Raw genomic sequence first — 14,956 nt, 5'->3', positions numbered from 1 at the left:
CCCTAATGCAACGTTTCGAATACCTTTAGATGCGGAAAGATCACATAGTGCTGAAATACCGTATCGACGTTTCGGCGATACGGACGGACTGTAGTTAGGTCCTTCGCGCGGATTTCGATGCGACCGGCGCGATGCCGGACACCGCATCAATGCCAGAATCGACCGTCTTGTCGGCCAGGGCCTGTCCTCCCAAGTCAATGTTCGCTATGTTCGGACGGGCTGCTTCGGCCGGGATATCGGCGACGGACGTCCGCGATGCTGATCTCGTGGCGAGGAGCGTTCGATGACCGTCGCGAGCGTGCGAACGCCGCACCGCGCGGTGTCTTCATCCATCGAGCAAAACGGCAAACGCAGAAACGGTGCCGGCTGCGCGTTGAGAAAGAAGCCCGCACCATCGGAGAGGTCGACACCGGCAATCCTCGCCTGCGTCCGCAGTTGCTCCGGATCCACAGGATCCGACAACGTCACGCCAACGAAGAATCCGCCCTCAGGCTTGGCAAAACGATGGGAGGGCATGAACTCCTCCAAGGCCGAAACCATTGCCTCTGCCCGGGGGCCAATACAAGCTTTTCAGACCCGCGACTTGCTCGGGTAGATACCCGCGGCGGAGCCATTCGCCTGCAACTGATAGAGCGAAATTGCATGGAGTGACATAGGTGTTTTCTGCCGTCTTGCTTGCAGCCGCGATGGTTTCCGGTGATGCGATGAGGTAAGCCGTCCGTAGTCCTGGCGAAATGATCTTCGAGAAAGAATTAAGTTGGACAGTGACGTCCGACCCGATTTCCAAAAATGAAGGCTGCTGCGCTCCCTTGTAGCGGAGCAGAAGGTAAGGGCTCCACGATCTTAAGTTGCCTCGTCTGGCGAGGCTCACCAGATGGTGGCGCTTTTCGGCCGACCACACGCATCCCGACGGATTCTGGAAGTCAGGAACTGTGTAGAAGAAGAGCGGCGAAGCCTTGGCGGCCGCTTCTAAGGCTTCAATGGAAGGACCGTCGTTGTCCATCCCAACGTTAATGATGTTCGCGCCGTAGTAGCGCAGCAGATGAAGGATCCGATCGTAGCAGGGTTCTTCGACGAGAACCGTCTGCCCCTTCTTCAGCCAAATCCGGCACAATATGTCGAACAGCGCAACGGACCCATCACCGACCATGACATTTTCCAAGCTGACGCCATGATAATCGGCCAACCATTCCCGAATTCCCAAGGGGCCGGTCGAAGGGCCGTACTGGAAGGCGGCTACGTCAGGCTTTGAAGCAAGGGATTCCACACAGGCCTTAATTTGAGCGCGCGGGAATGCGGCTTCCGCTGGGACACCGCGCGCGAAATTGATCCGGTCAAACATGGTCGCTCCCTATCATGAAGGGCTTCCATCCCCGACGGCTGAACGCCCAGTTCGCCCGACCGTCTTAGGTCGCGGGCCATTGCAAGCGGCCTGAATAGTAGCAGCTTGGGGTCCCGCAAATGGAGAGTTTGTCGACCGCTATCAGCTATGCCTGAGCGCTATGGCTCGCCTGATTAGAGCTATGGCGGAAGATGAGTGATGCCCACACATTGAGGAAGCGGCGGTTCAACGGTGTGGTGGCTTAGCCACGTTCTGTATTCGCTGCCGGAGAATGTCTTGAATATCGAATCGAGCCTCTGAAGGGGCATGACAGCCAAGGCTTTATGACACGGTGAAGCGGAGTGGGCGATCGTGGCGCCTCTCCTTGCTCCCGCAACCTGCTGCGGCCGCCCTCGTATATATGAATTGCGTCGGGTGCTCAATGCTGTGTTGTACATCCTGCGCGAGCCAACCCTGGCGCATACTGCCGCACAAATTCCCGCCATGCCAGAGCGTAGTCGCTTCGCATTAGCGGATAACGATTCTCTGTTTGTCCGGCCAGCCATCGAACTGAACGGGACTGAGATAACGAGCATCGAATGATGCTGCCCCGGGTCGTAGAAGCCGTCGATCTAAAGGCCGGCCGCCGGCTTAGCCTAGGCCCTCGTCTGGTTGGACGGTGCCAACGATCGATTTCGCCAGGCCCAATGCTCAAGAGTTTACGTCGGTTATCGCGCAATCCTGCAGAATGAGGCCTTGATTGCAGGAAAGCTATCTAGATGCGACAAATGCGCTGCCAAACCACACGCTCGCGCTCCTAGTGTGATACAGCAGTTCAGCCAAAGATGGAGCACGTATGCCTTCTGAAAATAGTGAGATCCAAGCCCGAGTGGAGCGGCTGCGCTCCGAGCTGCGTGCTCGCAACCTCGATCTGCTGCTCATTGATGATTGTGAAGCGACTGCCTACTACTTCAACTACGAGGTGTCGGTGAGTTTCTACCGTGCTGGCTTTATTCCCGCTGAAGGCGAAGCGTTCTTTGTGCTGAGAACAGTGGACGTCGCGCCGTTGAGCGAGCGTGCCTCGATCAAGGACATCGTCGGCTATCCCGACTGGAAAGACCCGGTCACTGCAATTGCAGAGAAGATTCGACAACGCGGCTACGATCGCGCGCGTATCGGCATTGACCTGACGAGCCACGCGCTCACGGTCCAGACGTTCGAGGCCCTCAAGCGCGAGTTGCCGCATGTCCAATTCGTCGATGCCGACGGATTGCCTTGGAAGATGCGCAAGTTAAAGTCGAAGGCTGAACTTGAAAAACTGCGCAAGGGCGCTGCTATCAATGACGCCGTGATGCAGGAGATCGTGACAGCCGCGGAGTCGGGCTTGACGGAACGGGAAGCGCTCCGAATGGTCGTTGAAGCCACCCTCCGCTACGGAGGCGACGGCACTAGCCCTGTCGTTACTGTCGGCAAAGGTTGGGATTTCTTGCACGGACATGTTCACGACACGGCACTCCAGAAAGGGGACGTGCTTCACCTTGAACTCATTCCGCGCGTCAACGGCTACACCTCGCGCTTGATCCGCTGTGTTGTCCTGGGCGACATTCCGCCAGAGTTGGACGTCCTATCGAGGAAGATGATCGAACTGCAAGACAAGCAGATTGTGGCTATGAAGCCCGGGGCGATCGCGAAGGATGTGGATGGCATAATGCGGCTGGGCGCGCTGGACTCGGGCATTCGTCAAGACTACACGAACATAACGGGCTATACAGTCGGCTACTATTCACACAGAGCGATGCGTGCCAGCGACTTTACTTGGGTCTTTCTTCCCAGTTCTGAATGGGTGCTGGAAGAGGGAATGGTCTTCCATATGTATACCTCAGCCGGAGGCATTGCCATCAGCGACACAGTCCTAGTCGGTCCGAATGGCGGCGAAAGGTTGGGCAAGGTGGAACGTCGGCTCTTTTCGAGCAATGAAAGCGCGAGATTAGCAAGGAACGTGGCTTGATTGCCCCATTGTCTGGCTAATCTTGACCCACGCGTCTCTTCATTATTGTAAGGCGACGACAGCGTTAATGTAAGACCCAACGAAGCGGCCCGCTGGAAAAACACGCGATCGGCCACGGCGTTACTGGTGGCCAGAGCCAACGCGACACGCGGTGATCGCACGTGCAAACGCCACGTTATTTCCGCTCGGCGCGTGCCTCGACGACGAACCATGGATGGCCTGCCGACCTTCTACTCCCGACATGCTTCCGATCATTGGCCCTGCGCCGCGTCATAGCGATATGTGGTTCGCATTCGGGCATGCGCATCACGGGCTCACGCTCGGCCCAGTGACGGGCCGGCTAATCGCGGAGCTGATCACCGGCACCGAGACCGTCTGCGGCCCGGCTCCATTTCGCGTCGAACGCTTTCGAGTGGAGTGGCACGCGTCCGTTGCCAGACTTGATTGTGTTGCAAAACTCCGGTTGAGGCGACTCGCGAACCGTGATTCCGTTGGTTTGAGGCGGCATTTCGGGAGCAGCGGATGTTAGGGCGGCAGGAGAGCGGTCAGGGCCAGTTCTTTTACTCCTTTGTTCTCGACAAGGTGGTGCCGGTTGATCACCTGGTACGACAAATCGACGGTTTTCTGGACCTGAGTTGGGTGCACAACGAGCTCGCTCCATTCTACTCCCACACTGGCCGGCCTTCGATTGATCCGGTGCTCATGATCCGGATGCTGGTCTTGGGCTACGTATTTGCACTTCGTTCCGAGCGTCGGCTCTGCGCCGAGGTCCAGGTCAATCTGGCTTATAGATGGTTTTGCAAGCTCGGCATCGAGGATGATTTGCCGGGCGTGGCGCGAACGCTTCCGTGAGAGCGATGCCTTACGCCGGGTTTTTGAGCGTGTAATGGCGCTGTGTGTTTCGGCGGGGCTGGTCGGAGGCGAAGCGTTCTCAGTCGATGCGAGCCTGATCAAGGCAGATGTGAACAAGACTAGGCGACTTCCCGGCGACCAGCCTATTACCTGGCCAAAGGCGGAGGAAGCATCCCATGCGGTTCGCGAGTACATCGCAGCGCTTGATGCCGCCATAATGACTGCGATGAAGACGGGGGCGGCTCGAGTGAAGGCAGCCGTCGCCGCAAGCCTCCCAAGGAAGTCTCGCTCACCGATCCGCAAGCAACATGGGTTACGAGGCCGGGCGTGGATCCATTCTTTGCTTATGATGCGAACTATCTGATCGACAACAAGGCCGGGATCATCCTCGATGCGGTAGGCACGCGCGCGAACCGTGCGGTTGAGATTTCTGTCACCCAGATCATGGTGGACCGTGTTGAGCGTCGCTTCGATCTGCGTCTCAAAAGGTTGGCAGGCGATACGGCTTACGGCGCGGTCAGACTGCTCAAATGGCTGGTGGATCGCAACATCACGCCGCACGTTCCGGTGTGGGACAAGTCGGCACGCCCCGATGGCACCTTTAGCCGAGCGGACTTCGTCTTCGACAAAAAGCGCGATGTCTATGTTTGCCCGGGTGGCGCGGAACTGACCAGCACCGGCAACATCGATCAAGGTCACATCGTTTACTACAGGGCCAGCAGGAGCGATTGCTCTGGCTGCGCCTTGAAGCCCAAATGCACGACGGCGGTCGTGCGCAAAATTACCCGCGACGTCAACGAAGATGTGCGCGATCATGTCCGTGCGCTGGCCAATACGGAAGCCTTCGAGCAATCGCACCGCGAGCGCAAAAAGGTCGAGATGCGTTTTGCTCATATGAAACGCATTCTCAGGCTCGACCGGCTTCGGCTGCGGGCCTGAATGGCGCCAGGGACGAAGTGCTGCTCACACCCACCGCGCAGAACCTGAGGCGGCTGGCCAAGCTAATCTGCCGTCCCCCGCCACAACTGGCAGTCGCGTGCTGAAATCCGCCGCAAAACGGAAACCGCCGACACCCCGTACCAAAAAAACCGCCGAAACTCCAAAGCCAAGCTCGCCCCCAAGTCAGAAACGAGTTTTGCAACACAATCAGACGCTCAACCGGACAGGGCGACTCGCCGATGCAGTTGGAAGACGTCATCCGGAACAACCGCTGAACTGGAACGTGTTGCTCAGAAAGGTTGTCCCCGCGCTGCAGTAGCAACGCGGCCCCCCGGACGGCAGCAGCCATGTCCCATGACCCTGAACAATCCAGCAAATGCGCTCGAGCTATCGCCCAAAGTTGGTGACGGCGGGAATCGGAAAGGCGGCATATCGTGGGGGTGCTTGACGCCTCCACTTCTCCACCGAAGGAGCGATATGCCGTGTCCAACGATAACGTCATCCATCTGATTCAGCCAGGAATCTTCGACGATCAACTCACAGAAGTCTTGCGCAATGGAGCGCGTGCCCTGCTGGCCCAGGCGGTCGAGGCCGAGGTTGCAGACTTTCTAGGCCAGCATGCCGATTTGAAGACCCGGGACGGCCACCAGCGCGTCGTCCGCCACGGTCACCTGCCGGAGCGCGAAGTGATGACCGGCATCGGTCCGGTCGCCGTCCGCCAGCCGCGTGTACGCGATCGCGAAGCGGACGCCGCCGATCCTGGCCGCATCCGGTTCTCGCCGTCGATCCTGCCGCCCTACATGCGCCGGTCGAAGTCGATCGAGACGCTGCTGCCGATCCTTTACCTGAAGGGTATCTCGACCGGCGACTTCTCTGAGGCGCTGGCTGCGCTGCTCGGCAAGGATGCTGCCGGGTTGTCGGCATCCGCCATCGGTCGCCTGAAGGATGGCTGGCTCGACGAGCACGCCGCGTGGCAGAGGCGCGATCTGTCGGCGAAGCGCTACGTCTACATCTGGGCCGATGGCATCCATCTTCAAGCGCGCCTCGAAGACGAAAAGCAGTGCATCCTGGTGCTGATCGGCGCGACCCCGGAAGGCCGCAAGGAACTGGTCGGCTTCACCGATGGCGCCCGCGAGAGCGCGCAGGACTGGCGCGATCTGCTGCTCGATCTGAAGCGGCGCGGGCTCGACGTGGCGCCGCAGCTTACCATCGCCGATGGCGCACTCGGGAAGGCGGCCGGCGAGGTTTGGCCGAAAACGCGCGAGCAGCGCTGCTGGGTGCACAAGACCGCCAACGTGCTCGCCAAGTTGCCGAAGAGCCAGCAGCCGAAGGCCAAACGCGCGTTGCAGGAGATCTGGATGGCTGAAACGAAGCTCGCCGCCGAGCTGGCGCTCGACGCCTTCATCGAGAGCTACGCGCTGAAGTACGAGAAGGCCGCCGATTGCCTGAGCAAGGATCGAGACACGCTACTGGCGTTCTACGACTTCCCGGCCGAGCACTGGAAACACTTGCGGACGACGGATGAGATGGGCAAGCGATTTTTTTCATGACCGAGATGACGATTGCAGAACTCGCGTACGTCCATTCTTTTGTTCGGCTGCGCCGCGGGCCATTCTTCCGTCCCGGCCATCGATCTCGCAGCCGCCGCGCTCAGGGGCGGTCAAGGCTGGCCGCATTTGCGGCCACCGCAAGGCTTGGCCTTGACCGGCCCGAGCACGGCGGCATGCTGGCGTGGAACGGGACTGCATTCCTGGCTGGCACTTGCCGTCAGGCGGGATTATCCTGGGTGGGCGCGGGCGACCTCGTGGCGAAGCGTGGCGCATCGGCTGCAAGCGCCACCAGGCTGCCCTATTTTGTCTTGCCGAGCTGAGGCGCCCGCGCGCCGGTTTTTGGCCGCCGTGGTTTCCATTACCTCACCAAGCGCTCGTAGCTTTGCTCCGCCTGTGCGGCAATCAACATTTCGCGGTCGCGCAATGCCTTGATGTTGTAGGCATACGCTGGCCCACGCCGGCTGCCTTTCTGTTGCGGATGTCCGGTTGAAGCTGCATCGCGCGGGTCTTAATGGCGACCAGTGCCGGGCGCGCCCACAGGTAATCCTCGCCCTTCGTCAACAAATGCCATCAAAGCACGGTGAGCTTCCGGGCCACGGCCACCGCGGCGATCTGATGGCCGCGCCGGGCGCGGATGCGCACGAAAAACGCATGCAGCGGACCAGGCGCCTTGGCCGCTGCCCAGGCCGCCTCGACCAGCATGGCGCGCGCGTGACTGCGGCCGATCTTGCTGATGCGGCCGTGATGGGCGGTGCCCAGTCCGGACTGCCGTACCCGCGGGTTCAGCCCAAAATAGCTCACCAGCTTCTGCGGGCTGTTGAACCGGCTGATGTCGCCGATCGCCGCCATGATGCCGGCAGCGACCGCCAAGTTGACGCCGGTGATCGTCATCAATCTGTTGACCGCGGAATCGCCGATGGCGTCCTGCGCGATCTCGCGGTCGAGCAGGGCCAGATCTTCCGCCAGCCGGTCAAGCTCGCGGACGTGCCGATCGATCGCCGCGCGCTCATCGTCCGGCAACGGTTGGACGGCCAACCACGCCCGGCCGCGGCCGTTGAAAAGATCGGCATGCGGGCACTTCGGGATCAGGTGCGAGTGCAGGATCGAATGCACCTCGTTCTTGAGCCGCGTGCGATGCCGCACGACCTGGTAGCGCCGCGCCACCAGCCGACGCTTGCGTTCCGTCTGCGCGTCAGGCGTCCAGATCTGCGGCAGGTACCCAGCCGCCTGCAGACTGGCGAGCGTGCCGGCATCGATCTTGTCGGTCTTGACGTGAGCCTGGGCGATCGCCTTCACCTGCAGCGGATTGGCGATAATCACCCGTGCCACGCACGGTGCCAGAACCCGCGATACCGCCATGCTGTTGCCGGTCGCTTCGACCACCACCTCATCACTGGCCAACAGGGTCTTGCCAAATCCCTCCAACGCAGTCCGCGTCATATCAATGCGGCCCGCATGTCGGAGCCTGCCGTCCTCCCAAAACACCACCTCCCCAAAAATTCGGTGGACGTCGATGCCAATCACCCGTCGCATTTGCACCTCCTGTTGATATGACGGGAGCTGCGGGCGACACGACAACTACGGATTCGCGCTCCCAGCGCAACCGGGCGAGTCGCAGAGGCGGCCAGCTACTAACTCGAGCTCTCGGCTCATCGTATGCATCGGCCTGCCCGCACATCGTGCTCCCGGTGCCTCTGTCCCGATGGTCGCACATACGCCACGACGCAGAACACCGCAGCGGAACGTTGGCACCGGAAATCTCATACCGGTTACCAACCCCATCGAAAGCACCTTCGCCACCGTTCGCCACCGCACCATCCGATCGAAGGGCTGCCTGTCCAACAAGACGGCACTCGCGATGGTCTTCAAACTGCTCGAGGCCGCGCAGAGAAGCTGGCGTCGTCTCGATGGCCACAACCAGTTGCCAAAACTCGTTGTCGGTGTGACATTCAATGATGGGATCGAGGTCATCGCCAAGCCGACCGACCGTCAGCCCATAACCGCCGCCGCCTGACCGGCTCCGGCCGTCACCAAACTTTGGCGATAGCTCAATGCGCTCGCCGCAGAAGGGTCTTGTCGACGCACTTGGACGTTCTACTGCACAGCATCCGTTCACGGATGACCGTCGGCATGCAACGGGTCCTTTGGAGTCAAGCGCGTCGAGCCGTTCAGCTTCGGAGCATGTCGGTCCGCGCTCTCAACAAGAGTACCGGCCTCTCCGCACGACGTGTTTGGCCTGCCCCTTCGAAGTCGACGATAAGACCGGAAACTCTAGAAGGTCCAGAACTTCGGCCGGCTTATTTCCCGGAAAGTAATCATTCCGGGCGATTGATGTTATTTTCCCGGAACTCCATGTCCCGGTCGAGCGGAAAAATAGGTCGACGAACGTGTCTGTATGGCAGCCCGCTCAGATCAGGCGTGCAGAGGGCGCCGCTATCGCAAAGGACAACTTCGCCGGCGATTGGCTCAAAAGCGGCGCGGAAGTGCTGCATCGATTTAAGCCCCACCACGCGCTTTGCGGCTGGATCAATGCCGAACGAGCGGAACTGTTGCAGGTCGAGCATCTGTCCACGAAAGGTCGTCACGAGGATATCGATACCGCCGACGCGCAGGACCGCCGTCGCGCCCCAGCTTCGCTTCAATCCGCCAAGCATCGGCCCGTCGCCCACGAAATCGCCGTCGTCAAGTAGCTGCAGCGTTCCCTCCACCTGGATCGGTCCACCACCGATCTGAGGGTCGGTTTTGCCGCCAATCCGGATTTCTACACGATCGCCGAGCTTGTGAAGGTGCAGCTCTGCTGCGGCCTCCGGGTCGACCATCGGACCGAAGCAAGCATCGCGGACGTCTGCCTCGATCATGGCGCGCAATAAATTTGTTGAGTCGCCGTAGCCGCCACCTCCCGGATTGTCTGCGTAATCGGCAATGACCAAAGGGCCGCTCTTAAATTCAAACACTTTCGCCTGCCGAGCAGCCTGCTCGACGGTCAGATAGCTGTTTAGGTTCTCGAAGCGGCGCGTCCAAATGTCATGGACCAATTCCTCTGCAAAGACGTGATGCCTTGCAAAATCGCCCTGGGCCGTCACCAACACTGTTGGGCCGACCTCTTCAATATCGGCATTGCCGAATGCGCCGTTGACGCTAACGGCAAAAACATCTTTCTCCTGCTCATATGCACGCGCCCGGGCGATCCGTTCGAGCATCGGACCGACGTCGGTACGGCCGCCATTGATCTCTTCGAGCATCGGGCGTTGAGCGCGAATAGTTGCCGGCCTGATGTCGCCAGTCATTGTGCGCTGCAGAATGGCGGCGCCCTGCCTCGCGCATTCGCGCACGTCCACATGCGGATATGTCTTGTAGGACACAATGATATCTGCAAGTTTTGCCATCTTCCGAGTCACGTTGGCATGCGGATCGAGCGTGAGACCGATTGGCAACTCGTACCCAACCAACGCACGTAGACGCTCCAGCAGTTCGCCCTCTCCGTCCTGGTTAAACTCAGTGACCATCGCACCGTGCAGTCCGAGCAATATGCCGTTTAGCGTGGGCTTGTGCTGGCTCGCGCCCGCCATAATCACGCCGACAATCCGATCATAGGCCTCCCGCGTCACGGGCCCACACGGTTCGGCCGAAGCGCTAATGGTGTGAATCACGCTCCAGCCGTTCTGCTTGCCAACGTCGAGAAAACCGGCGAGCGGCGTATTCGCCTCGCCGCGAGCCGCCACGGCATCGTCGCCGAGATGCAGGTACTCTGCAACAAAGGAGGCATAGTCAGCGGGTATGCGGCTGAAAGTGTTCGTTTCGTGGAAGAATTCGGCTGTGAGAACTGTGAAGGGCATTCGTCGTTCTTCTAGTGAGTCTGTCGAGAGGAGACCGCAATCTCTGGGCGCTTGTTCGATTGTAACTCTGGCCAACCTGGTGTCTCTCGACTGCAGTCATTGGTTCGCCGCGAATCCAAGTGCATTGCGAATACCAAGACAGTGCGGCCGCTTTGGAAATTTGTTTCTCGAAAACACGCGCTAATTCGCAGTTAATCTGCAAAATATGACTAATTAGAAAGGATTTCGGCCGCACAATTGCTTCTGCACCGGCCGTTGTTCGGTCACGCGACCGCCTGGTGGCAGCACTTTAAGGTTTCTGGCGACTTCGTAGCAGATCTGAATCATCGCTCCGGTCAGCTGCGGCCTCCTGTAGCAGCCACTCCCGAAACGCTATGAGCGGGGGGTGGGTCGACCGTTCTCGTGGCCAGACCAGATAGTATCGCTCGGAGCTCTCCATCGGGCGGTTGAACGCGCGAACCAATCTGCCACTTGCCAACTCGTCCTTGATCAGGAAAATGGGCAATAGTGCTACGCCAACGCCTGCCATTGCTGCCTGAGCGGCCGTCGCAAATTGGTCGAAATACATCGTCTGTCCCGATCCTCCAGCGATGTTCTGCGCCGAAAACCATTGGTCCCAGGCGTTGGGCCGGGTCGAGATGCTGAGCAGCGGCGCCTTCTTGAGATCGCCAGGCACACGAAAGCCGAACTGATTCTTGAGTTCTGCGCTGCATGCGGGAACCACCCTTTCGGAGCGCAGCAACGCCATTTCGACGGCGGGCCAATCCGGTGGCCCGAAATGGATGGCCGCATCCAAAACATCGGTGCGGAAGTCGAAATAGGTGAGCCGTGTCGCAAGGTTGATTGTGATACCGGGATTCAACGTCAGAAATCTAGGCAGTCGTGGCGCGAGCCACCGCGTGCCGAAGGTTGGCAAGATGGCGAGACTCAGCGTGCCTCCCTGCGGGTTGGCGCGCAGGTTGAAGGAAGCGGTGGTGATCTGACGCAGTGCTTGGCGGATTTCTCGCCCGTAGGCGTCACCGGCGGCAGTCAGGCGGATGGTCTGGCGTTCACGCGAGAACAGATCGATCCCAAGCTGCTCTTCAAGAAGCTTGATTTGCCGGCTCACCGCGCTTTGGGTGAGGTTCAGTTCCCTTGCTGCCAGGGTGACGCTTCCCGTTCTGGCGGCGGCCTCAAACGCGGCCAGCAGTGCGGTCGACGGAAGAAATCGGCGTGGGGTTTGCATGGTCATTCCAGCTCAGAATGATGTGTTGAACAAAAATCGTTTGATCGCGCTAGAAATTCAATACTAAGTCCGCTCGGGATACAAAGGCGTTGCTTTGGATTCGGCGTCTCCTCCAGCGGGGGAGCAGTAGGGAGTCAATTATGGCCGCGCGAGACGTTCATACGGATGACATCCGCGACCTGTTTTCCCGCGCGATGTCCGATATGTATCGCGCCGAGGTCCCACACTATGGGACGCTGCTGCAGCTGGTCGCCGAGGTGAACACCGCTACTCTGGATGCCAATCCTCAGATGCGGGCGAGGCTCGAAAACGGTGGCGAAGTCGAGAGATTGAGCGTTGAGCGTCACGGTGCCATCCGCCTGGGCACGGCCCACGAGTTGTCTGATATTCGTCGCGTCTTCGCTGTTATGGGCATGCATCCCGTCGGTTACTATGATTTGTCCGTGGCCGGCGTCCCGGTTCATTCGACCGCGTTTCGTCCGATCCCGGAGCGGTCTCTCCGGCGCAATCCATTCCGAGTGTTCACATCTCTGCTCCGGCTCGACTTGATCCAAGATCCTGCATTACGCGCAAAAGCCGAGGCGATTCTGGCTGGCCGGCGGATTTTCACTTCACGGGTTCTCAAGATCGTCAGGGTGTTCGAAGGTGAAGGCGCGCTCACGCGCGCGGAAGCCGAGGAATTTGTACGCGAAGCATTGCAGACTTTCTGCTGGCGCAGTGATGCCACTGTTGACATTGACACTTATCGAAAGTTGCATTCTGCCCACAGGTTGATTGCCGATGTCGTCAGCTTCAAGGGACCGCACATCAATCATCTCACGCCGCGGACTTTGGATATCGATTCAGTTCAGGCCGGTATGCCTGGCCGGGGCATCCTGCCCAAGGCCGTCATCGAGGGGCCACCGCGACGCGACTGCCCGATCCTTCTGCGGCAGACTAGCTTCAAGGCGTTGGAAGAGTCGGTTGTCTTCAAGCAGGCTGGCAGCGAGGCGGTGGGGACGCATGCGGCGCGCTTCGGAGAGATCGAGCAACGCGGCGTCGCTCTAACTGCAAAAGGGCGCAAGCTGTACGATAACCTGCTCGCGTCCGTCCGTCGCAGCGTCCAAGTCGGCGCGAGTTCGAGCGCGGGCAGTTATGAGGCGCGACTCTCCGAGTGCTTTAGCTCCTTTCCCGATGACTGGACCGAATTGCGTGGCAGGGGGCTTGCCTTCTTTCGCTATTCGGCGACTGAGGCCGGCCTCGCAAGTAGGGCCGCTGGCGAGATGCCCTTGACGATGGACGCACTGATCGCAAATGGTTTTCTTCGGTACGATCCGATCGACTACGAAGATTTCCTTCCCGTCAGCGCAGCTGGCATTTTCCAGTCGAATCTCGGCACCGACGAGCAGAACAACTATGTCGGGCGATCTAACCGCGCACAGTTCGAAGAGGCCCTCGGTATCGCGGTTTACGACGAGCTGGAGCTCTATGACCAAGCAACTCGAGCGTCGCTCGAGCGGGCGATGAAACAGCTTGGCCTCCCAAGGTTGCTTTGATTGCAGACGAACAGCGATCGATATGCGTGTCGCTCGCATGAACAGAACCCCAGCGGGTATGTCAATACCTGCTGACCCCGAACGATCTGAGCTCGAAGCCCGATGGAGAAACCTGATGTCCGTACCAACGAAAGCGCGAACGCAAATTCTCGAGCTCGGCATTCCCGGAGAAGTCGATCGGCTACTGACCGGACTCGGGATTGGCAGATCCCACTTTAAAGGCGGCCACGTCGAGGTACGCACGCCCATAACGGGCCAGAGCATCGGATATGTGCGGGAAACAAGCCCCAGCGAAGCGGCTGCGGCAATCGAAACGGCGCACGTAGCGTTCCACGCTTGGAGGCTTATGCCGGCGCCCAAGCGCGGCGAACTCGTGCGTCTGTTTGGCGAAGAGCTGCGCACCAACAAAGAGAGTTTAGGCCGGCTCGTTTCGATCGAGGTCGGCAAGATCGTTTCCGAAGGCCTGGGCGAGGTCCAAGAAATGATCGATATCTGCGATTTCGCCGTCGGGCTTTCTCGCCAGCTCTATGGCCTGACCATCGCCACCGAGCGCGGCGAGCACCGCATGATGGAAAGCTGGCATCCGCTCGGCGTCACCGGCATTATTTCTGCTTTCAACTTTCCAGTAGCCGTGTGGGCGTGGAATGCGGCCCTGGCTCTGGTTTGCGGGAATAGCGTTGTCTGGAAGCCGTCTGAAAAGACACCGCTGACGGCGCTTGCCACGCAGGCCCTATTCGATCGCGCGCTCGCGCGTTTCAAGCAGGAGGGCGGGAGCGCGCCGGAGGGGCTTGCGAGCGTATTGTTCGGCGGCCGCGTCCTCGGTGAGGCGCTTGTCGACAATGCCAACGTCCCGCTGGTGTCGGCCACCGGTTCGACGGCGATGGGCCGAGGGCTTGCGCCGCGGCTCGCCAAGCGTTTCGCGCGGGCGATTTTGGAGCTCGGCGGCAACAATGGCGCGATCGTCGCACCCACCGCGGACCTGGACCTGACGTTGCGCGGCGTAGCCTTTGCCGCGATGGGAACGGCCGGCCAGCGCTGCACGACCCTACGTCGCGTCTTCGTTCATGAAAGCATTTATGACAGTTTCCTGTCACGGCTTAAGCGCGCCTACGAGTCGGTGATTGTCGGCGATCCCCTCCAGGGCGGCACGCTCGTTGGCCCACTGATCGATGGCGCAGCCTATCGCGCAATGCAAGCAGCGCTCGATGCGGCAAAGGTCGCAGGAGGGCAGATTAACGGTGGTGAACGCGTCGCCGTCGAGGGGGCCGCTGATGCTTATTACGTTCGCCCTGCCCTTGTGGAGATGGCCGCTCAGACGGGACCGGTCGAGCACGAAACTTTTGCTCCGATCCTTTACATGATCAAGTACGACAATTTCGATGCCGCCCTCCAACTGCACAATGCTGTTCCGCAAGGCCTTTCGTCCTCGATCTTCACCAACGATATACGCGAAGCCGAGACATTCCTCTCGGCGCGAGGCTCCGATTGCGGGATTGCCAATGTCAATATTGGCCCGTCTGGGGCCGAGATCGGCGGCGCATTTGGCGGTGACAAGGAGACCGGCGGTGGACGCGAATCGGGGTCTGACGCTTGGAAGGCCTATATGCGCCGCTCCACGAACACCATAAACTACGGCCGCACGCTCCCGCTCGCACAGGGCGTCGAGTTCGATGTGCTGTGAGAAGGTAGA

General features: G+C 59.9%; 8 protein-coding genes and 5 pseudogenes. 8 read left to right on the top strand and 5 right to left on the bottom strand.

Annotation, left to right across the window (positions count from 1 at the left end; all coding sequences use genetic code 11):
* Positions 1 to 204: 204 nt before the first annotated feature.
* Both IVB07_RS32030 and IVB07_RS32025 read right to left on the bottom strand, forming a co-directional pair.
* On the bottom strand, positions 205 to 528 hold the full coding sequence (locus IVB07_RS32030; protein WP_247766936.1) for a hypothetical protein: 324 nt from the start codon (positions 526 to 528) through the stop codon (positions 205 to 207).
* Positions 488 to 1,342, bottom strand: a complete 855-nt coding sequence (locus IVB07_RS32025; protein ID WP_247766934.1) for a PLP-dependent aminotransferase family protein — start codon at positions 1,340 to 1,342, stop codon at positions 488 to 490. Before IVB07_RS32025 ends, IVB07_RS32030 begins: the two co-directional genes overlap by 41 nt.
* An 835-nt stretch (positions 1,343 to 2,177) precedes the next feature.
* On the opposite strand from IVB07_RS32025, the gene IVB07_RS32020 reads away from it, so the two are divergent.
* From IVB07_RS32020 to IVB07_RS32000, 5 genes and pseudogenes are all read left to right on the top strand, one after another.
* Positions 2,178 to 3,329, top strand: coding sequence for a Xaa-Pro peptidase family protein (locus IVB07_RS32020; protein WP_247766927.1), 1,152 nt, complete (start codon positions 2,178 to 2,180; stop codon positions 3,327 to 3,329).
* Positions 3,330 to 3,471: 142 nt separating this feature from the next.
* Positions 3,472 to 3,693, top strand: a pseudogene (locus tag IVB07_RS32015) (FAD-binding oxidoreductase); the annotation flags it as partial.
* 158 nt (positions 3,694 to 3,851) lie between these two features.
* Positions 3,852 to 5,224, top strand: a pseudogene (locus tag IVB07_RS32010) (IS1182 family transposase).
* A 378-nt stretch (positions 5,225 to 5,602) separates the two neighbouring features.
* Positions 5,603 to 6,643 (top strand): annotated as a pseudogene (locus tag IVB07_RS32005) (IS256 family transposase); the annotation flags it as partial.
* 23 nt (positions 6,644 to 6,666) lie between these two features.
* Positions 6,667 to 6,990 (top strand): hypothetical protein, encoded by a 324-nt coding sequence (locus IVB07_RS32000; protein WP_247766925.1) that lies wholly within the window; start codon positions 6,667 to 6,669, stop codon positions 6,988 to 6,990.
* Positions 6,991 to 7,028: 38 nt separating this feature from the next.
* Here IVB07_RS32000 and IVB07_RS31995 read toward each other — a convergent pair.
* A pseudogene (locus IVB07_RS31995) lies at positions 7,029 to 8,185 on the bottom strand (IS110 family transposase).
* A 256-nt stretch (positions 8,186 to 8,441) separates the two neighbouring features.
* Between IVB07_RS31995 and IVB07_RS31990 the strand changes: the two are divergent.
* Positions 8,442 to 8,684, top strand: a pseudogene (locus IVB07_RS31990) (IS256 family transposase); the annotation flags it as partial.
* A gap of 301 nt (positions 8,685 to 8,985) precedes the next feature.
* On the opposite strand, the gene IVB07_RS31985 reads toward IVB07_RS31990, so the two are convergent.
* The gene (locus IVB07_RS31985; protein ID WP_247766923.1) at positions 8,986 to 10,506 is read right to left on the bottom strand and encodes a M81 family metallopeptidase; all 1,521 of its coding nucleotides are present in this window, start codon (positions 10,504 to 10,506) and stop codon (positions 8,986 to 8,988) included.
* Between the two features lie 289 nt (positions 10,507 to 10,795).
* A complete protein-coding gene (locus IVB07_RS31980; RefSeq protein ID WP_247766916.1) occupies positions 10,796 to 11,737 on the bottom strand; it encodes a LysR substrate-binding domain-containing protein in 942 nt (313 codons plus the stop codon).
* Between the two features lie 134 nt (positions 11,738 to 11,871).
* Here IVB07_RS31980 and IVB07_RS31975 point away from each other — a divergent pair, with 134 nt between their 5' ends.
* Both IVB07_RS31975 and IVB07_RS31970 read left to right on the top strand, forming a co-directional pair.
* Positions 11,872 to 13,266: a VOC family protein gene (locus tag IVB07_RS31975; protein ID WP_247766914.1), complete on the top strand. Its 1,395-nt coding sequence runs from the start codon at positions 11,872 to 11,874 to the stop codon at positions 13,264 to 13,266.
* A gap of 115 nt (positions 13,267 to 13,381) precedes the next feature.
* Positions 13,382 to 14,947, top strand: a complete 1,566-nt coding sequence (locus tag IVB07_RS31970) for an aldehyde dehydrogenase family protein (protein WP_247766912.1) — start codon at positions 13,382 to 13,384, stop codon at positions 14,945 to 14,947.
* Positions 14,948 to 14,956: the final 9 nt, after the last annotated feature.

The sequence above is a fragment of the Bradyrhizobium sp. 172 genome, assembly GCF_023101065.1.
In the GTDB taxonomy this organism is placed as follows: Bacteria; Pseudomonadota; Alphaproteobacteria; order Rhizobiales; family Xanthobacteraceae; genus Bradyrhizobium; species Bradyrhizobium canariense_D.
This window is presented reverse-complemented; position numbering and strand designations above follow the sequence as displayed.